The sequence below is a fragment of the Agathobaculum sp. Marseille-P7918 genome (genome assembly GCF_964248325.1).
Taxonomy (GTDB): domain Bacteria; phylum Bacillota; class Clostridia; order Oscillospirales; family Butyricicoccaceae; genus Agathobaculum.
The window spans coordinates 36,883-58,413 of sequence record NZ_CAXTXI010000001.1 but is presented as its reverse complement, the minus strand read 5'-3'; the positions used below and the strand labels follow the sequence as shown (position 1 = coordinate 58,413).

Annotated in this window: 18 protein-coding genes; 17 read left to right on the top strand and 1 reads right to left on the bottom strand. The window is 49.6% G+C overall.

Annotation, left to right across the window (positions count from 1 at the left end; genetic code table 11):
* The 11 genes from argH to ACESSO_RS00235 all read left to right on the top strand — a co-directional run bounded on the left by argH (position 1) and on the right by ACESSO_RS00235 (position 14,460).
* Entirely contained in the window at positions 1-1,395 is a 1,395-nt protein-coding gene (gene argH / locus ACESSO_RS00285; protein WP_373162971.1) for an argininosuccinate lyase, read from the top strand.
* A complete protein-coding gene (gene argC, locus ACESSO_RS00280; RefSeq protein WP_373162969.1) occupies positions 1,385-2,305 on the top strand; it encodes an N-acetyl-gamma-glutamyl-phosphate reductase in 921 nt (306 codons plus the stop codon). Before argH ends, argC begins: the two co-directional genes overlap by 11 nt.
* 39 nt (positions 2,306-2,344) lie before the next feature.
* A complete protein-coding gene (argJ, locus tag ACESSO_RS00275; RefSeq protein WP_373162967.1) occupies positions 2,345-3,553 on the top strand; it encodes a bifunctional glutamate N-acetyltransferase/amino-acid acetyltransferase ArgJ in 1,209 nt (402 codons plus the stop codon).
* A 30-nt stretch (positions 3,554-3,583) separates the two neighbouring features.
* Positions 3,584-4,456: an acetylglutamate kinase gene (argB, locus tag ACESSO_RS00270; RefSeq protein ID WP_373162966.1), complete on the top strand. Its 873-nt coding sequence runs from the start codon at positions 3,584-3,586 to the stop codon at positions 4,454-4,456.
* Positions 4,457-4,472: 16 nt separating this feature from the next.
* On the top strand, positions 4,473-5,654 hold the full coding sequence (locus tag ACESSO_RS00265) for an aspartate aminotransferase family protein (protein WP_373162964.1): 1,182 nt from the start codon (positions 4,473-4,475) through the stop codon (positions 5,652-5,654).
* Positions 5,655-6,569: an ornithine carbamoyltransferase gene (gene argF, locus ACESSO_RS00260; RefSeq protein ID WP_373162961.1), complete on the top strand. Its 915-nt coding sequence runs from the start codon at positions 5,655-5,657 to the stop codon at positions 6,567-6,569.
* 97 nt (positions 6,570-6,666) lie between these two features.
* Complete coding sequence (locus tag ACESSO_RS00255) at positions 6,667-8,022, top strand: MATE family efflux transporter (protein WP_373163612.1); 1,356 nt, start codon at positions 6,667-6,669, stop codon at positions 8,020-8,022.
* Between the two features lie 144 nt (positions 8,023-8,166).
* Complete coding sequence (locus ACESSO_RS00250) at positions 8,167-8,703, top strand: YcxB family protein (RefSeq protein ID WP_373162960.1); 537 nt, start codon at positions 8,167-8,169, stop codon at positions 8,701-8,703.
* A gap of 100 nt (positions 8,704-8,803) precedes the next feature.
* Entirely contained in the window at positions 8,804-10,486 is a 1,683-nt protein-coding gene (locus ACESSO_RS00245) for a serpin family protein (protein ID WP_373162959.1), read from the top strand.
* 342 nt (positions 10,487-10,828) lie between these two features.
* Positions 10,829-12,583 carry a threonine--tRNA ligase gene (thrS, locus tag ACESSO_RS00240; protein WP_373162958.1) on the top strand — a complete coding sequence of 585 codons (1,755 nt, stop codon included), beginning with the start codon at positions 10,829-10,831 and terminating at the stop codon, positions 12,581-12,583.
* 59 nt (positions 12,584-12,642) lie between these two features.
* Entirely contained in the window at positions 12,643-14,460 is a 1,818-nt protein-coding gene (locus ACESSO_RS00235) for an S-layer homology domain-containing protein (protein WP_373162956.1), read from the top strand.
* A 3-nt stretch (positions 14,461-14,463) separates the two neighbouring features.
* Here ACESSO_RS00235 and ACESSO_RS00230 read toward each other — a convergent pair whose 3' ends face one another.
* Positions 14,464-14,757, bottom strand: coding sequence for a carboxypeptidase-like regulatory domain-containing protein (locus tag ACESSO_RS00230; RefSeq protein ID WP_373162954.1), 294 nt, complete (start codon positions 14,755-14,757; stop codon positions 14,464-14,466).
* A 77-nt stretch (positions 14,758-14,834) separates the two neighbouring features.
* Here ACESSO_RS00230 and proS point away from each other — a divergent pair, with 77 nt between their 5' ends.
* The 6 genes from proS (at position 14,835) to ACESSO_RS00200 (ending at position 21,512) form a co-directional block, all read left to right on the top strand.
* Entirely contained in the window at positions 14,835-16,274 is a 1,440-nt protein-coding gene (gene proS, locus ACESSO_RS00225; protein ID WP_373162953.1) for a proline--tRNA ligase, read from the top strand.
* Between the two features lie 47 nt (positions 16,275-16,321).
* A complete protein-coding gene (locus ACESSO_RS00220) occupies positions 16,322-17,188 on the top strand; it encodes a mechanosensitive ion channel family protein (protein ID WP_373162950.1) in 867 nt (288 codons plus the stop codon).
* A 336-nt stretch (positions 17,189-17,524) separates the two neighbouring features.
* Positions 17,525-19,438: a transcription antiterminator gene (locus ACESSO_RS00215; protein WP_373162948.1), complete on the top strand. Its 1,914-nt coding sequence runs from the start codon at positions 17,525-17,527 to the stop codon at positions 19,436-19,438.
* A gap of 22 nt (positions 19,439-19,460) precedes the next feature.
* On the top strand, positions 19,461-19,895 hold the full coding sequence (locus tag ACESSO_RS00210; protein ID WP_373162946.1) for a PTS sugar transporter subunit IIA: 435 nt from the start codon (positions 19,461-19,463) through the stop codon (positions 19,893-19,895).
* Positions 19,896-19,926: 31 nt separating this feature from the next.
* Complete coding sequence (locus ACESSO_RS00205; RefSeq protein WP_373162944.1) at positions 19,927-20,214, top strand: PTS sugar transporter subunit IIB; 288 nt, start codon at positions 19,927-19,929, stop codon at positions 20,212-20,214.
* A gap of 23 nt (positions 20,215-20,237) precedes the next feature.
* Positions 20,238-21,512 (top strand): PTS ascorbate transporter subunit IIC, encoded by a 1,275-nt coding sequence (locus tag ACESSO_RS00200; protein ID WP_373162942.1) that lies wholly within the window; start codon positions 20,238-20,240, stop codon positions 21,510-21,512.
* Positions 21,513-21,531 lie beyond the last annotated feature (19 nt).

Sequence of the window (21,531 nt, the reverse complement as noted above, 5' to 3'; positions counted from 1 at the left end):
ATGGCAAAATTATGGGCAGGACGGTTTCAGAAGGAAACCGATCTGGTGGTAAACGATTTTAACTCGTCCATCCTGTTTGACTGCCGGTTATATAAAGAGGACATTACCGGATCGATCGCACATGCCACTATGCTGGGCAAGCAGGGCATTATTGAGGAACACGAGGCTGAAAAGATCGTAGAAGGATTGAAGGGTATCCTCAAAGACATCGAGGACGGTAAGGTGGAGTTCTCGCTTGACTATGAGGATATTCATATGAATATCGAGCAGCTCCTGACCGAACGCATCGGCGATACTGGTAAGCGGTTGCATACCGGCCGTTCGAGAAACGATCAGGTTGCGCTTGACATGCGCATATACGTCAAAAACGAGATACAAGAAATCATTTCCATGATCTGCACGTTCATGAAAGCATTGTGCAAAAAAAGCCGTGAAAACCTGGATGCAGTTATGCCTGGCTATACACATTTGCAGCGCGCGCAGCCGACCACATTTGCGCATTACATGATGGCATATGCCAACATGCTCAAACGAGACATCGGCCGCTTGCAGGACTGTTTTGAACGCATGGATGAGATGCCGCTTGGTTCAGGCGCGCTGGCATCCACGACTTATCCGATCGACCGTGAGTTCGTCCGCCAGCAGCTTGGTTTTGCCCGCCTGACTGATAACTCACTCGATGGTGTTTCTGACCGTGACTACTGTGTAGAGCTGCTTTCGGCGCTGTCCATCCTGATGATGCATCTGTCGCGTCTGTCCGAGGAGATTATCTCATGGTGCTCGTGGGAGTTCAAGTTCGTGGAGCTGGATGACGCCTATTCCACCGGATCGTCCATCATGCCGCAGAAGAAAAATCCAGATGTATGCGAACTGATTCGTGGCAAGACCGGCCGTGTGTATGGCGCGCTGACGACCATGCTGACTGTGCTTAAGGGTCTGCCGCTTGCGTACAATAAGGATATGCAGGAGGACAAGGAGGCAGTGTTTGGCGCAATCGACACGGTCAAGCAGTGCCTTGAAGTGTTTACGCCCATGTTCTCTACTATGACGCTGCGCCGGGATAATATGCGCAAGGCGGCGTCCGGCGGCTTCATCAATGCTACCGACTGCGCAGATTATCTAACCAAGAAGGGTATGCCGTTCCGTGACGCGTATAAGACGGTCGGCCGTTTGGTTAATCAGTGTATCAAAGCGGATGAAACGCTCGAAACCATGACGATGCGCGACTTTGCCGCGATTTCGGATAAGTTTGGAGACGATATATACGATGCGCTCGATCTGCGCACTTGCGTTGCCGGCAGAAAGGTAATCGGCGGTCCTGCGCCGCAGGAGGTCACGCGCCAGATTGATAAAATCGAAAACTTCATCGCGGAGGTAGAGGGCGATGAAGCCTAAGGTATATATTGACGGCAAAGAGGGTACAACCGGCCTGCAGATTTACGACCGCCTTTCCGGTCGGGATGATATTGAACTGCTGCTGATTGACGAAGATAAGCGCAAGGACACGGATGAGCGCCGTAAGTTTTTAAACGCTGCGGACATTGTATTCCTGTGTCTGCCGGATGCTGCGGCGAAAGAAGCGGTTTCTCTGATTGAGAATCAGAACACCCGCGTCATTGATGCTTCGACTGCACACCGTACTAATCCTGACTGGGATTATGGTTTTGCTGAGTTATCCAAAGCACATCGTATGGCGATTACAGACTCCAAGCGGGTTGCCAATCCCGGCTGCCATGCGAGTGGATTTATCGCTTCGGTGTATCCGCTGGTGGCGCACGATGTCGTGCCGGCAGATTATGCCTTCACCTGTTCGTCGCTGACCGGCTATTCCGGCGGCGGTAAGAAGATGATTGCTGAGTATGAGGACGCAGAACGCGATCTGAAACATGATTCTGAACGTATCTACGGCTTAAACCTGCATCACAAGCATCTGCCAGAAATGGAATACGTCTGCGGACTGATGCAGCCGCCGGTGTTTGTGCCGGTGGTGGGCGATTTTTATAAGGGGATGGCCACAACTGTCATGCTGCCCGGCCTAGATGCAAAATGTGTCCACGAAGCACTCTCAAAGCATTACGAGGGACAGAAGCTAGTCACGGTCGCGCCGCTCGGCGGTGATGAGCCGGTGATTTATGCCAATACGCTTGCCGGTCATGACAGCCTGCGGCTGATTGTGTGCGGGCATGAAGAACAGACCATCGTCACCGCGCTGTTTGACAATCTCGGCAAGGGAGCGTCGGGCGCAGCGGTGCAGAATATGAATATTATGCTCGGACTCGAAGAAACTACCGGGCTGACACTGTAATTATCCTGACAGCGCTGTGCGTAAAGGAGAAATGAAACGATGAAAATTATCGAGGGCGGCGTGTGCGCCGCACAAGGTTTTACTGCAGGCAGTATTCGCTGCGGCATCAAGGACAGCCGAGTAAATGATGACACTGCCGTTATTTTCAGCGCATGTGAATGCACCGCTGCGGCGACCTATACGATGAACCGCGTCAAGGCGGCACCGGTTTATGTCACCATGGAGCACCTGGAAAACGGCGTGGCGCGTGCGATTATTGCGAATGCCGGTAACGCCAACGCCTGTGCGCCGGACGGCATGGAGAATGCGCGCCGCATGGCGAAGGCGGCAGCTAAACTGCTCGGTGTGGATGAGGAGGACGTTGTCGTCGCTTCCACCGGCGTCATCGGCCAGCGGTTGCCGGTTGAGTGTATTGAGGAGCATCTGCCGGAAATCAAGTTGGAAGAGAACGGATCGGAGAAGGCGAATCTCGCTATCATGACGACCGATACTCGGACTAAAACTGCGGCGGTCGAGTTTACTATCGGCGGAAAAACTTGCCGCATCGGTGGCATCTGCAAGGGCAGCGGCATGATTCATCCGAACATGGGAACCATGTTATCGTTTATCACGACCGACTGTGCGATAACGCATGAAATGTTGACTGAAGCCTTGCAGGAAAACGTGCGTAAGACGTATAACCGTGTTACAGTCGACGGAGATACCTCGACCAACGATATGTGTGTTGTGCTGGCTAACGGTAAGGCGGGTAACGAACTGATTGATTGGCAGGACGAGGACTATCAGGTGTTCTGCAAGGCGCTGGGTGAAGTCAATACTCGTCTGGCGCGTCAGATTGCGGCGGATGGCGAGGGTGCGACTAAGCTGGTTACCTGTACGGTGGGCGGTTCGCGATCGGAAGAGACGGCCGAGCGTCTGGCCAAGGCGGTTGTCGGATCGAATCTGGTCAAAGCGGCCATGTTCGGCGCGGACGCCAACTGGGGTCGGGTGCTGTGTGCGATGGGCTATTCCAAGGCACCGTTCCGACCGGAATATGTTTCTGTTGCGTTTTCGTCTGCTGCGGGCAGCATTACGGTTTGCGAAAAGGGCGAGGCAGTCGATTTTGACGAGGATGCTGCCAAGAAGATCCTGTCCGAAAAGGAAGTTGTTATTGCAGTTAATGTCAATGAGGGAGAATACTGTGCGACAGCATGGGGCTGCGATTTGACCTATGACTACGTTAAGATCAACGGCGACTACCGCACCTGATAATTTCAGAAGATAAAGGGAAGAGGCAACATGGATACACAACTTGATGCAGAGCTGAAAGCCAAAATTCTGGTTGAAGCGCTGCCATATATTCAGAAATATTACGGACAGACCGTTGTGGTGAAATACGGCGGCAATGCTATGATAAATGAGGAGCTGAAGGATGCAGTCATCCATGACCTGGTACTGCTCAATCTGGTCGGCGTAAAGGTTGTCGTGGTGCACGGCGGTGGGCCGGAAATTTCCGAAATGCTCAAAAAGATTGGAAAAGAATCCCGTTTTGTCAACGGTTTGCGCTATACGGACCGGGAAACGATGGATATTGTGCAGATGGTGCTGTGCGGCAAGGTCAACAAAGATCTTGTGACGCTGCTCGAGAAGGCAGGCGGTCGCGGCATCGGTCTGGGCGGCATGGACGGCGGCATGTTCCAAGCAAAGCGTTTGACCGACCGCACCGGTACGGACTATGGTTATGTTGGAGATATCGTAGATGTGAATCCGGCACCGGTTATCGATGTGCTTGAACAAGGATATATCCCGGTTGTTTCGACAGTAGCGCAGGGCATTGACGACGAGACAAACTATAACATCAATGCGGATACTGCGGCCTGTAAACTTGCGGTGGCGCTGGGCGCAAAGAAACTCATTTTGTTGACCGATGTGCGTGGCCTTATGCTCGATCCGGACGACGAATCAACGCTGTTGACCAACCTTAAGGTTTCTGAGGTGCCGCGTCTGATGCGCGACGGCGTTATCAAAGGCGGTATGATCCCCAAGGTGGATTGCTGCGTGGAGGCGGTTCGCAAGGGCGTAGATCAGGCGAATATTCAGGATGGTCGTGTCAAGCATTCGATTTTGATTGAACTGCTGTCAAAAGTGGGCGTTGGCACGATGTTCCAGTAAGAAAGAAGCGAAATAAATGACATATCAAGAACTCAAGGCCGAGGAAAATCAATATGTGATGAATACCTATGGCCGTTTCCCGATCGCACTTGACCATGGCGAGGGCGCGACCGTGTGGGATGTGGAAGGCAAGAAATACATTGACCTTGCATCGGGTATCGGTGTCAACTGTATGGGGTATAACAACCAGAAGATTATTGACGCCATCACCCAGCAAGCGCACAAGCTGATGCATGTGTCGAATTTGTTCACTACTGCGCCGATGGTGCAGGTAGCCAAAAAACTGGTGGAAAAGACACATCTAAACGGGAAGGTGTTTTTTGCAAACTCAGGTGCAGAGGCGAACGAGGGTGCAATCAAGCTTGCGCGCAAGTATTCGTATGACAAGTACGGAGAAGGGCGTTATAAGATCGTCACGCTCATCAATTCGTTTCACGGACGCACCGTAACTACGCTTAAGGCGACTGGTCAGGATCGGTTTCACAACTATTTTTTCCCATTTACCGAAGGGTTTGATTACGCGATAGCAAACGACTTTGATTCGGTCCGTAAAAAGGTGGATGACATGACCTGCGCGGTGATGATGGAGTTGATTCAGGGCGAGGGCGGTGTTCTGCCGCTTGATCTGGATTTTGTCAAACAGGTCGAAGAATTGTGTCGTGAAAAGGATTTGCTGCTCATTATTGACGAGGTGCAGACCGGCATCGGCCGCACAGGCAGCCTGTTCTGCTTTCAGCAGTATGGCATCCGACCGGACGTGGTGACCATGGCCAAAGGCCTCGGTGGTGGTATGCCGATTGGTGCGGTGTTGGCGGCAGAAAGCTGCTCGAATGTTTTAACACCCGGTACGCACGCAACGACTTTTGGCGGCACGCCTATTGTATGCGCTGCGGCAAATGCTGTGCTTGATACCGTTGGGGATGGGCAATTTCTTGCTCAGGTGCGCGAAAAGGGCGAATATCTGAAAAACGGGATTTTGTCGCTAAGTTCGCCTAATATTCACGGCGTGCGTGGCATGGGCCTAATGCTGGGTATCATTGTAGACGAAGGAAAGCATGCGACTTTCGCAAATAAACTGATTGATAAAGGTGTGCTGGCGATCACGGCTGGGAAAAACGCCGTACGTCTGTTGCCACCGCTGACCATTTCAAAGGAAGAGATGGACGAAGCGCTCAATATTATGAAAGAGGTGTTTTGATTGAAGCATTTACTGAAACTGCTGGATTGTTCGACTGAGGAGATCGTTGGTCTGCTCGATCTTGCTGATCAGCTGAAGTATGAAAAAAAGCATAATATTTCTCACCGCCATCTGGAGGGAAAGAGCCTTGGCATGATCTTCCAGAAGTCATCTACGCGGACACGCGTCTCGTTTGAGACTGGCATGTATCAGTTGGGCGGACAGGCGCTGTTCCTATCCAATCGCGATTTGCAGATCGGCCGCGGCGAGCCGGTACAGGATACTGCCCGTGTACTCAGCCGATATCTGGACGGCATTATGATTCGCACCTATGCACAAAAGGAAGTTGAGGATCTGGCAAACTACGGTTCGATTCCGGTCATCAATGGCTTGACCGATTTCTGCCATCCGTGTCAGGTGCTGGCGGATCTGATGACCATTCGCGAGAAGTTCGCGGTGCTCGAGGGAATCAAGATGTGCTATATCGGCGATGGGAACAATATGGCTAATTCGTTGATTGTAGGCGGACTCAAGACTGGCATGAAGGTGTCGATTGCAACGCCGGAAGGCTATCGGCCGCACGAAGAGGTCATGGCATTTGCCGAGGGCAATCCGGACTTCTTTATTACCGATGATCCGATGAAGGCAGCAGAGAATGCAGATGTTGTCATCACCGATACCTGGGCCTCCATGGGCATGGAAGCGGAGAAGGAAGTCCGAATGAAGGCGTTTAAGGGTTATCAGGTCAATGATGAGCTGCTTGCTGCGGCAAAGCCTGGATGCATGGTGCAGCATTGCCTGCCGGCCTATCGTGAACAGGAAATTACCACGAAGGTGTTTGAAGCACATGCGGATGAGATTTTTGAAGAAGCGGAAAATCGTCTGCACGCGCAGAAAGCAGTTATGGTCTCGCTGATGGGCAATCAGGAAGTGTAAAGTAGGTTGCTGAAATAGCAGACAAGGGAGGGGCAGAATGCTCCTCCCTTATTTCTGTCAAGTCGGTATGGTTTGCAATGGGGGTAATAGATTGGGCGTGCAACAAATTGATTTTTCCAAGGGGAGTGTGCGTAAAAGTACATTGGCTGTGGCGGCGCCGATGTTGGTGGCACAGGCGCTGAATCTACTGTACAACATTGTAGATAGAGTTTATATTGGAAAAATTCCGGGAGAGGGAACGATCGCGTTGGCCGCGCTGGGCATCAGCTTTCCGGTCATTACACTGGTGACAGCATTTGCAAACTTGTTTGGATTGGGAGGTGCGCCTCTGTGCTCCATCGCACGCGGACAGAAGGATGAAGCAGGAGCACGTAAGGTAATGACGAACGCCTACTTCATGCTGATTGCAACAGGGCTGGTGATTACCGTTTTGGGAATTGCATTACATAAGCCGATTTTATATCTGTTTGGTGCAAGCGATGCGACCTATCCGTATGCCGCACCATATATGATCATTTATCTGCTGGGTACGGTTTTTGTGATGACATCGCTTGGACTAAATCCATATATTAACAGTCAGGGTTTTGCGCGTATTGGTATGCTGACAGTGTTGCTTGGCGCTGTATCCAATATTGTGCTGGATCCGGTGTTTATCTTTGCGTTTCATATGGGTGTGCGCGGTGCAGCCGTAGCAACGATTTTATCGCAACTATTATCGGCTGTATGGGTACTGCGCTTTTTAACCGGACAAAAGGCTGAGCTAACCATGCGCTTTCACGGGTTTCGGCCAGATTTTGGATGTATCCGCAAAATTACGCTTTTGGGAACAGCCAGTTTTGTGATGTCGTTTACCGATTGTCTGGTACAGGTGGTATGCAATGCGACGCTGCGTCAGTTTGGCGGAGATATATACATCAGTGTGATGACGGTTATCAATTCCGTGCGCCAAATTGCACAAACACCGGTGATGGCAATCTCGGACGGTGCCTCTCCGGTAATCAGCTATAATTATGGCGCTCATGCGTTTGCTCGGGTACGTGAGGCCATTCGCTTTATGACACAGCTTGCATTTGGATATACAATGCTCATATGGGGGCTGGTGTCTGCCTTTCCGATGTTTTTTATCAAAATATTCAATCATGAGACTGAACTGCTTACGCTGGCGGTCCCCGCGCTGCATATCTACTTTTTCGGTTTTGTGATGATGGCATTTCAGTTTTCCGGACAATGTGTATTTAAATCGCTGAATAAACCACGTTTAGCGATCTTCTTTTCTTTGTTGCGCAAGGCTGTGATCGTTGTTCCTCTGACGTTGTGGCTGCCGCATGTGGGTGGATTAGGTGTCAACGGAGTATTTATTGCCGAGCCGATTTCCAACCTAATCGGTGGCTTGTTGTGTTATGTCACAATGCGTATCACGGTGATGCCGGAATTGAAACAGGATGAGGCATAATGGGACCAGATGCAGAAAGGCAGCATTTGGTTTTATGGATAAACGTATACGCATGAAAAAACATATAAGAATGCCTTGCTTTTGCAGAATCTTTTCGGTATAATGTCTGCGTAAGCGGCATAATTGCCAAAAGGAGAACGATTCATGGAATTGCAATACAACATTACTCAGCAGGATTATATTGATTTTAATTTGAATTATTATGTAAACAACGCGGTGATACAGCGCAGCATTTTGATGACGCGTATTGCTACAGCAGTGATTGTCGTTTTAGGCGGCACGGCATTGATGTACTGGGTCAAAGGCTTGAGTGTGTGGAGTGTGCTGGTTTATCTGATTCTTGCGGCGGCCTGTTTCTTTGGTACACCGTGGTATATGAAACGCAAGGTAGTCAAAAACACGGAGCGTATTCTGCGAAACGCGCGAAATAAACAGCTTTGCGGTCCGAAGACATTGACGCTTCGGGAGGACTCGTTTGAACTTTCCGGAGAAAATGAAGATACTACGTACCAGTATGAGGCTGTGCAGCGTACTGCGTCGGATGATAAACACTACTACATCTTTGTGGATGAGTTTTCTGCGATTATTGTGCCGTTTTCTGCGTTTTCTGACGAGACACAGAAACAAGAATTCTATGACCGTATTACGGTCAATATCAAGGATGAAGCGCTCAAATGCTGAAAAAAGCTCCCCTTAGGGGGAGCCTTTTTGCGTTTCACAGGGAACGACATCCTAAAGTGGTACGTCTAACCAGGTACAATAAAACGAGGGAGGGATTATCATGAAACGACGGATTTTGGCGACAGTACTCAGTTTATGTCTGCTGTTGCCGGCGGCGGCCGGAGCAACCAGCTATTCGTCGGAGGGAGATCAGGCGGCGTTGTCACGCATTGGTTTCCTGAGCGAACTAGCGCAGGCAACCGGGGTGGATACCAGTATGTATGCTGATGTGGAGTTGCCGTTTACTGATTGCTCACGGGAGCCAAGCGTTGCGTGGGCGTGGTACAACTGGCTGATCAACGGAGATGGAACAGGTGCCTGCTGTGCCAATAACATCAACCGTGAGGAAGCGGCGACCATTCTCGGACGTTGGATGGACAACACCTATACTGAGCTGCCGGGGGGCTGTGGCACGGGTGCGCCGAGCATGGATAATATCTCCGAATGGGCGCAGGACGGCGTAATGAAATGCTGGATGTACGGTATCATCGACACGAACGATGCGGTGAATTTCCGGCCGAAAGATCCGGTGACAGTGGCGGATGCAAAGGAGTGGTGCGGCAATCTGAGCAAGCTGGCGGACTTACCTGCGGATTTGCAGGCGAATGAACCGGACTTTGCCGATGCGTTGGTACGTGCAGCAGCTCCGAAAAAAGGAAACTGGACCCTTTCTCCGTATTCTGCGCGGCTATGCCTTGCGATGCTGGCAAACGGCGCGAAGGGGGAAACGCAAGCGGAACTGCTGGACGCTTTGCGGATTGACGATTTGGCTCTTTTCAATCAGATCGCGCAAGAGCAGAATGCGTTTTATTCTGGATTGGAGCGCATCATGACTATGCAGATTTCAAACTCAGTTTGGCTGAACCAGAGCTGGTTTGACGGTAAGGGTGCGTTTCTTCCGAGCTTTGTGAAAACAATGGATGAAAACTATCATGCGACGGTCGAAGAGGTCACGAATGAGGATTCGGTCGAGCGCGTGAGCGCATGGGCGAATGAAAAGACCAATGGCAAAATCCCAACCATCTTGACCGAGGATAACCGTGAATTCGTCACTGCGCTGGTCAACGCAGTGTATTTCAAGGCCGCGTGGGCGAGTGAGTTTCCTGAGAACCGTACGGAAAAAGCCGATTTTACGAATGCGGACGGCACGACTGGCACGGTGGATATGATGCACCAGACGAGCGGCTTTGGTTATTACTCGACGCCGGGTGTAGAAGCGCTCAAGATGGATTATCGCAACTATGCGGTTGACAATGAGGATGGGGATGGCTTTGAACGCTTTATTGATGCGGATCTGAGTATGTATCTGATCAGGGCGGATGATGCGATAGACGTACAACACCTGTTGGATAGCGCTGAATTTGTTTCCGGAGATGTGGATGTTTCTGTTCCAAAATTTAAAGTGGAGTACGGTGCTGCACTCGACGATGCTTTGAAGGCAATGGGCGTTAAAACTGCATATGACCATGAAAAAGCTGACCTGACTGCAATGATTGACCCGTCCGGTTTGCCTGGTGAGCAGCATTTTCTTGATACCGTGCTGCAAAAGGCTTATATTGCGGTGGACGAAAAAGGAACAGAGGCCGCTGCGGTCACCGCTGCTATGGACAGCGGGGGTGCTGCACCGATGGATCGTCCGAAATTGATACGCGAATTTACGGCCGACAGTCCGTTCTGGTTTGTGATCCGTGATAATAACAATGGTGAGCTGTTCTTTGTTGGACGGTATGAAAATGCGGAATAAATGGTTGACAAATATGGTTTTGGGGTATAGTATAAGCATATATTATTGTAAAAGGCGATGAAGGAAATCCCGCAGATATCCCAAAACACCTGCAAGAGAGCGGACGACGTGGCTGAGAGCGTTCGCAGGTGCGGGAAAAGCGGCACCGATTCCTGAGCTCCGCGGCGGAAAAGTACAGTATGTCGCGGCGTTTCGTCCACGTTACGGACTCCAGAGCGGCAAGTCCCAAAACGGGCTTGCAAGCAGGGTGGAACCGTGGGTTTAATATAAGCTCACCCCTGATTTAATGTCGGGGGTGGGCTTTTTTGTTCTCCCCGCAAAAACAAAAGGAGGAACATCATTATGTCCGAAGAAAACAAGTATACGTTTGAAAATCCGGAATATCGTGATACCTATCGACACACGGTATCGCATATTCTCGCGCAGGCGGTCAAGCGCCTGTATCCGGAAGTCAAGCTCGCAATCGGTCCGTCTATCGAAAACGGTTTCTATTATGACTTTGACGCGCCGTTCTCTTTTACGCAGGAGAATCTGGACGCGCTCGAAGCTGAAATGAAGAAGATCTGCAAGGAAAAGCTGCCGCTTGAGCGCTTTGAGCTGCCGCGTGCGGAAGCCCGCAAGCTGATGGAGGACAAGGAAGAACCTTACAAGGTGCAGCTCATTGACGATTTGCCGGAGGACGCAACCATCTCATTCTACAAGCAAGGTGAGTTTACCGACCTGTGCGCCGGTCCGCATCTGGATTCAACTGGCCGCGTCAAGGGCAACGGCATCAAGCTGATGAACGTCACCGGCGCATACTGGCGCGGAGACAGCAAGAATAAGATGCTGCAGCGTATCTATGGCACGGCTTTTCCGAAGAAGGATGAGCTGGACGCATACCTGAACATGCTGGAAGAGGCTAAGAAGCGCGATCATCGCCGCCTCGGTAAGGAACTTGGTTTGTTTATGCTGACCGAGGAAGGCCCAGGTTTCCCGTTTTTCCTGCCCAATGGCATGACGCTCAAGAACACATTGATCGATTACTGGCGTGACGTGCATAAGCGTTACGGCTATGTCGAGGTTTCCACTCCGGTCATCCTCAGCCGTAAGCTGTGGGAGCGCTCCGGCCACTGGGATCATTACAAGCAGAATATGTATACCACGGTGATCGATGACGAGGATTTTGCCATCAAGCCGATGAATTGTCCGGGTGGTATGCTGGTTTATAAGTCTCAGCCGCACTCCTATCGTGAGCTGCCGCTGCGTGTAGGCGAATTGGGTCTGGTGCATCGTCATGAGTTGTCCGGCGCGCTGCACGGTCTGTTCCGTGTACGCTGCTTCACGCAGGACGACGCGCATATCTTCATGACCCCGGATCAGATGAAGGATGAGATCAAGAACGTCGTCAAGCTGTTTGATGAAGTATACTCGGTTTTTGGCCTGTCCTACACGATTGAACTGTCCACCATGCCTGAGGATCATATCGGCACGGTTGAGCAGTGGGAGCATAATCAGGATATTCTGAAGGAGGCTATCACCGAGCTGGGTAAGCCCTTCACGATCAATGAGGGCGACGGCGCGTTTTATGGCCCGAAACTGGACTTCCATCTGGCTGATTCGCTTGGTCGTACATGGCAATGCGGTACGATCCAACTGGATTCTCAGCTTCCTGAGCGGTTTGAGTTGGAGTACATCGGCGCAGATGGTGAAAAGCATCGACCGATCATGATTCATCGCGTCGTACTAGGCTCGATTGAGCGTTTCATCGGTGTGATCACCGAGCATTTTGCCGGTGCGTTCCCGACTTGGCTTGCACCCGAGCAGGTACGAGTCATGCCGATGACCGATCGCAACATCCCGTGCTCACAGGAGGTTGTCAACCAGCTGACCGCGGCTGGCTTCCGTGTCACGATGGATGACCGTAATGAGAAAATCGGCTATAAGATCCGCGAGGCGCAGGTGCACAAGGTGCCGTATATGATCGTCATTGGCGACAAGGATGAGGAAAAAGGCATTATTTCTGTGCGTGAGCGCAAGACTGGCGAGACTACGCCGATGGAGTTGTCCGAATTCATTGAGAAACTGAGTTACGAAGTCAAGGAAAAACTGAAGTAAGAAATCGCATTCGGCAGGGTAGTTCGTAAGCCGACCACATACCGAAAGGGGATCTTGGTATGAAAAAACTGGTTTCTTTCTGTTTTGTTTGCATGCTGTTGACGTTCGCCGCAGGGGCGGCGAACGTCGGTACGATTGACAACGGCTATCCGGGAGACACCGAGGCGCAGGCGCAAATGCTATGTGATCTTGGGCTGTTCCGCGGCACGGAAAAGGGGTTTGAACTGGAAAAGCCCATGACGCGTGCTGAAGCCGCCGCAATGCTTACGCGCCTGCTTGGGGCGGAACAGAAGGTGCTGGCAGGGGAGTGGGTGCATCCGTTTACCGATGTGCCTCAGTGGGCGGACAAATATGTTGGCTGGCTGTATCAAAGCGGGCTGGCCAAGGGTATCGCAGCCACAACTTACGGAGCGGAGGAGAATATCACTTGCAGGCAGTACTGTACCTTGCTTGCGCGTGCCGCTTCGGATGATGCGTCCTATGCGCTCTTGTTGTATGGTGGTGATACAGAGGAAGCTGCGTGTGACGAAGCCGGTTTTGTTCGTGGGGACGCTGTTTCGCTGTCTGTGCGCCTGCTGGAGCAGTATTATACCAAGTACGGAGATACCAACGGTTTTACGGTAGCGCAGAAGCTCATCGACCAAGGTGTGTTTACCACGGAGCAGCTGAAAAATGCTGCATGGGATGTGTTGCGGCGTGAATACGAGCGGATAGGAAGTACGCCGTATGGTTCGGATGTGGCGCTGTCCTGTGTGATTGCAGGTGTCCCGGTGGCTCGGTGCAGCGACGATCAGATCTACGGTCTGTATGCGCCGGAACTGAATGGGGTATACGGTTATCGGAACGAAGCCGGACAGGATTATCAACTGTTTTGGTTGGAGCCCGATACACTGCAAACGACCGAGCTGCTGCGTTGTGCATCGGATAGCCAGACCGCTGCGCTGGGACACGCGGGTCAAACGGATTATCTGATTGTGACCGAATCCGGGCAGCAGGAAAGCACACTGTATGCGGTGCGTGGTACGATGACGAAAGCCGTGATGGAGCTGCCGAAAGATGCGAAAAATCTGGCGCTGTTTTCCTGTTTGCAAGGCGAGGACGGCTGTGTATTCCAGTATGACGACAGTACGTTTTATTGCCTTGAGGAAGACGGTATTCGCAAACTGCCGCTTGCCCCTGGCGAAAAACTGGCCAAGGTGATGCAGGATGGTCTGGTGGTGACACAAAATGTGTCGACAGACCATACAGTGATTTCCGCTTGGACCTGGGACGGCAAAGCCGCCGGCAGTTTTACAGTGGACAATGCCTATCCGGTTCCGGAAGGAATGGAGTCGGAGAATGCGGAGTATGTTGCCTATTGGTGCAGCGTGTTTGCGCCTGCTTTAAAGGATGATAACGGGACAGAGGTCTGGGGGACAGCCGGTTTATATCGGGTGATGGACGGTGTGTTGACGCAGGTGACAAATACGCCGGTATACGACTGTGAGATCGATCCAACTGATGGTAGCTATGTGTTGCTTACATCTCCGGTTGACGAGCGTCCCGGCTTTTCTGGTGGAGGTGTCTTTACCCTGACAGGGACGCAGGTGCTTCGCATTGCGCAGGACGGCACACGTCAGATGCTGTTGGCAGATGAGCCGGATCACGGGCTTACTTTCTCGGAGATTTCGAAGGCGAAAGACGGAAAAGTACAGGTGGTTTACACTTATGTGATGGGTATGAGCGATACGTACCGGTATGAATATGCGGTGGAAAATGGTAAACTGCGTGCGTTAGTCCATACACCCGGCATGGGATATTCCGGCTACACGGAAGAAGAATGTGCGGCAGAGCAGGCTCGTCTCGATGTGCTGGGTGTCGGCGTCGGCGCGGTCTAATCGCTACTCAAGTGCGCGAAAATTGTCCGAGCGGCGGAACACCTTGACATGATACAGCCGTCCCGGCTCAAGCGGCCCAAAGGCAAACTGTCCCTGCTCATCGGTATATAGCGCGCCGACTGGTGTTTCCGGTGCATCCGCGCAATAAATCGTAACGAGCGCTCCAGCAGCGGCTTTGCCGTCTGTGCCGGATACGGTACCCAGCAGTGCGGGACGTTGGTCGGCAGACAGCGCGACTTTGGTTTCGACTACCTCGTTGGCTACAGGTTTAACAAAAAAAGACTGGATAAAATTCACTGGGGAAAACCCCTTTCTAATACAAAATTCTACTGGCATTTTATGAAAATAGAATAGAAAAGGTGAGAAATACAATTATGGCAGATAAGAAAAAACTGGTCAGTGAAATCACATCTATGGATGTGGATTTTGCGCAGTGGTACACCGATATTGTTAAAAAGGCCGAGATGATTGATTATTCCTCGGTCAAGGGCTGTGTCATCATGCGTCCGTACGCACAGGCGATTTGGGAGAACATTCAGAAAACGCTCGATGGTATGTTCAAAGAAACCGGGCATGAAAACGTTGCTATGCCGATTTTCATTCCGGAAAGCCTGCTGCAAAAGGAAGCCGATCATGTGGAAGGCTTTGCACCGGAGTGCGCATGGGTGACCTACGGTGGTTCGGAAAAACTCGAAGAGCGTTTGTGCGTCCGGCCGACTTCGGAGACCCTGTTTTGTGAGCATTACGCCAAAATCGTGCGCTCGTGGCGTGACCTGCCCAAGCTGTACAATCAGTGGTGCTCGGTCGTACGTTGGGAAAAGACCACCCGCCCGTTCTTGCGCAGCCGTGAGTTCTGGTGGCAGGAAGGTCACACAGTGCACGCCACCGCCGAGGAGGCGATGGAAGAGACGCTACGTATGCTGAATATCTATGCCAAGTTCTGTGAAGAATATCTGGCGATTCCGGTTCTCAAGGGTGAAAAGACTGAGAAGGAGCGCTTTGCAGGCGCAGAAAAGACCTATACCATTGAGGCAATGATGCATGATGGCAAGGCGCTGCAGTCCGGAACAAGTCATTACTTCGGCAATGGTTTTGCCAAGGCGTTTGGCATGCAGTACACAGACAAGAATAACACGTTGCAGTATATGGAACAGACATCGTGGGGCGTATCCACTCGTTTAATCGGTGCGATCATTATGACCCACGGTGATAATGAGGGCCTTGTGCTGCCGCCGCGTATTGCGCCGACCCAGCTGGTGGTTATTCCGGTTGCAGCTCACAAGCCCGGTGTGACTGAGAAGGCACAGGAACTGCTGGATATGGTCAAGGCGGCCGGTGTGCGTGCCAAGATTGACCTGTCTGAGAATAGCCCCGGATGGAAATTTGCAGAGTATGAGATGAAGGGGGTGCCGCTGCGTCTTGAGGTTGGTCCGCGCGACATCGAGCAGGGACAGTGTGTGTTGGTGCGTCGCGACAGCCGCGAAAAGACGGTTGTCAAGTTTGAGGATCTGGCATCTACAGTACCTGCGTTGCTCGAGGAGATCCAGAAGGCGCTGTTTGAGAAGGCGATGAAGAATCGTGAAGAGCATACCTACACGGCGAAGAGTCTGGATGAGATGAAGGACATCGTCAAAAACCATATTGGGTTTGTGAAATCCATGTGGTGCGGTGATTTGGCATGTGAGGAAAAGGTCAAGGAAGAGACCGGAATGCCCAGCCGTTGTATGCCATTTGAGCAGGAGAACATTTCTGACGTTTGTCCGGTATGCGGCAAGCCGGCGCACAAGATGGTTGTATGGGGCATTGCCTATTAAGCGGATACAGAAAAACAGAATGCAGACGATACGGAAGGAGATAATGCATGCTTGACTTGCTGCAACCTTTTTTACAAACCCCAATAGGATCGTTTGTAGGCTCCGTGCTCTTTGCGGTAGTAGTGCTGGTGATAACGTTTTTGCTGGCAAAGCTGGTGAACCGTGTGATGCGTCGATTGGTTGACCGTCATCGGAAAAGCAATAGCGGTGCAGCGACCGTACTTGGGTTCGCAAGATATATTGCAGTTGCGGCGGTATATTTTGCGGGCGTTATGGTTGTGGTATACAGTATTCCGCTTTTGTCAAGCGCGGTGCGAACACTGCTGACTGCCGGCGGGGTAATTGCGGTGGTGGCCGGTCTTGCTGCACAAGAGGCGCTGGGCAGCGTGGTCAGCGGCATGATGATTCTGGCATTCAAGCCCTTCCGTATGGGCGATGTGGTGCGGTATATTGATAATGATATCTCGGGCGTGATTGAAGAGATCACGCTGCACCATACAGCCATCCGCACTTGGGAAAACAAGCGTGTGATTATTCCCAATAGTAAAATGAACAGCTCGATCATTGAAAACGCTGACTATGCCGATAGTAAAGTTTGCGTTTTCATGCAGATTGGCATTACCTATGAGTCAAATGTTGACCTTGCAAAAAAGCTGTTGGCAGAAGAAATTCTGCGTCAGCCTGATTTTATGGATGTGCGCACGCCCGAACAAAAGGCAGCAGGTGCGCCGGAAGTACAAGTAGTTGTGCTGGAGCTGGCCGATTCTGCTGTTACGCTGCGTGCATCACTTTGGGCAAAGGATAATAGTACAGCCTTCAGTTTGAAGTGTGCGGTGTTAGAGAATATCAAAAAGCGATACGAGCAAAATGGAATTGATATTGCGTACCCGCATATGGTTGTGCTGCAACAATGAAATAATACAGATCGCCTGTGTGACGAATCGCCGATAGTTTGTAGACACAATAATTTTATTGACCACCAGTTCTGTATAAAACAGGACTGGTGGTTTTTTTGTGCGCATTTGGGTTATGATGGCGTTGCTATCATGACAATTTTTGTGTTGTGTATCTCCTGCATAAAAATGTTTCAAACGCCTCCACAAATTCTAATAAGCCCATATACCAGTTTATTGCGTTCGAACTATCTGCAAGATGCAATCTGATAATATAAAAATTGCCGCAACACTTGAACATTTTTTTATTGAAATATAGAGGGGTTTTTGTAGATAATTAAGAAAAGGAGATACACTATGATTACTGTTTCAAAAAGACAAAAAGAGATCATAGAGCACCTGATTAAGCAAACCGATTATATCACCATAAGTGATATTGCCACAAAATTTTCCATGAGTGACCGCACTTGCAGAAATGATTTATCAGCCATCGGAATTTTTCTAAAGCAGGCCAATCTCTCTCTGACACGAAAGCCAGGCAAGGGTATTTTCCTTGATTGCCCTTCTCGAGAAAGGCAGACGCTGAGCAAACTCCTGCAAACTGCCGACACCAGATTCTATGGTAAAAAAGAACGGGAAAATCTATCTATTGCTCTGCTGCTTCTTAATGAGACAACAACGTTTCAGGAATTAGCAGATGTCTGCCTTGTCAGCAGACAAACTGTTATCAATCAGTTTGAGTCATTGGAGCAAAGACTGAGCAAGCATACTCTTACGATTGAAAAGGTTCCGGGCAAGGGGCTGCAGCTCCGGGGTGAGGAAAAGTGTATTCGGTTTCAGTTTTTGGAGCTGCTGGGCATGCAGTTGTGCAAAGAAGAAATCTATAAGATTTTTTCAGAACATGCATCTCTTCAGCCCCATCTTCATACCGCTTCTCAAATCATCAATGAGATTCAGGAATTGAAGAAAATACAATTTATCGACTATAACCGCGTTCAACTTATTCTTTCTTATACCTTAAGTCGTATTCACAGCGGACATTCGCTGAGAACGGACTGGGTATACAAAGACGACTCTGAACTCAAAAAAGTGATTGCTAAATATTTCGTCCCTCAGTCTGAACAATATTTTATTTGTTCCCTGATTCAGTCTGAAAGAACCAGTCAGTCTACATCGGCCGCAAGCATTCCCGATGAAGCCCAAATGATTTCTCAGGAATTGATTTCATCGCTTGCCAAGGTGCATCCCATTGAGCAAGATGCCCTTCGAGAGATGATTGATGGACTCACGGTTCACCTCAGAGCAGCAATTTACCGTACCCGTAACCAAATTCACATACACAATGAATTATTGAACGAAATCAAATTATCGGTTTCTCTGATGTTTGAGTTTACCTCAGAAGAAATGTGCAAAATAAAGGACAAGTATGGAATTGCCTTTGATGAAAGCGAGATCGCGTATATCGCCATGTACTTGACCTCTATTTATGAGACAAGCATCAAAACAAATGTATCCTTAGATGTATTGATTGTCTGTTCTTATGGACTGGCTGCAAGCGCAGTATTAAAACTCCGACTTGAGCAGGCATTTCCCGACTGCAATGTATGGGGGCCATGTTCTTTGGATGCAGTAGAAAAATATTTACAAACCAACAAAATTGATTTAATCATATCGGCCAATGACTATTCTCACGAACGTCTTCCTGTAATTGTGGTAGACCCGTTGCTGCCTGAAAAAGACTTGGAACGAATACGGCAGAAATTGTATCATGATTCCTACTCTCTTATGTGTTCCACTTTTCTCAAGTCTTATTCCTCTCAAATGGATAGACATTGCATCGGCAACTATATTCTGCCCGAAAACATACAAATTCTTGATAGATGTAATTCATGGAATGAGGCTATCAGAATTGCATCCGCGCCTTTATTAGAACGCGGAGACATTGAGCAGCGATATGTTGATGAGATGATAAACGCTGTAAATAATTATGGTACTTATATGGTTCTTACTCCTGAAATTGCCTATGTTCACGCAGGGGTAAATGATGGAATACGAAGAAACTGTGCTGCGCTGCTTCTTTTGAAAAGACCAGTCATTTTCGGAAACTTCGATAGAAAACGGGTATGTGCAGTGGTAGTGTTGGGAATTAAAAACCGCAAAGAAGACAGCGAATTGATTAATCTCGCATACATCTTGGGAAAAGAGCATAATCTGCGACAATTGAAAGAGACACACATTACAATTCAAGATATTTTAGAATTACATGATTAACGCAATGCGGAAGGAGAAACCTATGTCAGCCAACATATCTTTAGATAACATCCTAATCGGACAAACAGCCTCCAACTGGCAAGAAGCGATACGTACTTCGGCGGCGCCTCTTGTCAAATGCCACTCTATCACGGAGGAGTATGTTCAGCAAATGATTCAAAGCGTCGAGAAATTTGGCCCCTACATTGTTTTAATGCCTGGTTTTGCTCTGGCGCATGCCTCGCCGGGAGCCTCTGTGCTCCATTCGGATATTTCTATTGCCACTTTTGTCAATCCTATTGATTTTGGCAGCGAAAACGGGCCTGTTTCAGTGGTTATGTGTTTGGCATGCACCGATCACACTTCTCACATTGACCGACTTCAAGGAATTGCCGAAACACTGATGGGCAGCGACAGTGTTGAAAAAATTGCAGCCTGTAAAAATAAAGAAGAACTGTATTCTTTATTTCAGGAATAGACTAACTGTAGAACAAAGGGAGGTAAACTACATGAAAAAACCTAAAATTCAAGCCGTATGCGGCTACGGCTGCGGCTCTTCTCTCATGCTGCGCATGAACGTGGAAGCCATCGCCAAGAAAAACAATGTTGAAATCGAAGCGTTCTGCGGAGATGTGGCAACCTGCTGCGCCAATGACTGCGATGTTATCTTCATTTCTAAAGAGCTTGCGCAGCGAATTGAAGGACGCGCCAAGGTACCCGTTGTTGTTTTCAACAACTTCATGGATAAAAAAGAAGTTGAAGAAAAGACACTCGCGTATTTCCAGACACTTGAATAGTTGAATGGGGAAGGAAGGACATTATGGGAGTCTTGAATTTTATTATCAATGAGATTTTTGGCCAAGGCGCTATCTTTATTGCCCTGATTGCATGCATTGGACTAATCCTGCAAAAGAAATCTTTTTCTGAGATCATCCGAGGAACCGTGATGACTGCAGTTGGTTTCTTTATCCTTTCTACCGGCACAGGTCTTATCACGGGCAGTTCCATCGACGGAATCTCTACCGCTTTTAATACCATCATGCCACAAGCAGTAGAATCCAAAACAGTGGACATTGGCACGCTGTACGGTACTGAAATCGGCATTGTTATGATTGTAGCATTTGCGATCAATCTGCTGGTGGCTCGTTTTACACGTTGGAAATCAGTATTCCTGACCGGACACATGCTGTACTGGTTCCCGTATGTATTTATTGCGGCTGGTGTGGATGCCGGGCTCACTGGTGGCAAGCTGATTATTCTGGCTGCTGTATTCACAGCTGTATACATGGTGGTTTCGCCCAACCTCATGCGGCCCTTCGTCAAAGCGGTGACCGGGGATGATTCGTTCACGATTGGCCACCCCACCACCTGCTTGTCCGTTATTTCCGGTCTCCTCGGTAAGGTAGTTGGAAATAAGGATCACTCTACCGAAGATCTTAAGATTCCTGCATCTCTCGGATTTTTGAGAGAAATCTCTATCACCGGTTCCTTTGCCATTGCTGTTACATATATCGTCATGTATGGCCTTCTGGTGGCTAATGGTTATGATCCTGCACAGGTATGGGGATATGCGGATGGTACTACCGGTATCTTTACATATATTTTCACCCATGCTATTTACTTCGGTGTTGGTATCACCATTATGCTTCAGGGCGTGCGTATGTTGATTGCAGAGATTGTCCCTGCATTCAAAGGCATTGCTGACAAATTTGTACCCAATGCAATTCCAGCTCTCGATGTTCCTGTTATTTTCCCGTATGCGCCCAATGCACTGGTCATCGGATTCCTGGTTGCCATGGTTTCGTCCATCATTACCATTCTGCTCACTGCGGGTATGTTCCCAACCGTTGTTATTCCTCTGGTGTCTACCTGCTTCTTTGAAATCGGATGTGCTGCCATTGTAGGTAATGCCACTGGTGGTATACGTGGATGTGTTATTGGTGCGGCGGTTTCCGGTATTATCATGGTATTCCTGGTAGGCTTCGGTGCATACTTCTTCAACAATACCATTCAACAGTGGATGCTGGTATATGGCGGACAGGACTTCTCTCTGTGGGGAATGATCGAAGGCCTGGTTGCACGCCTAATTGCCTAAGCCTGTCTTATCCACGATA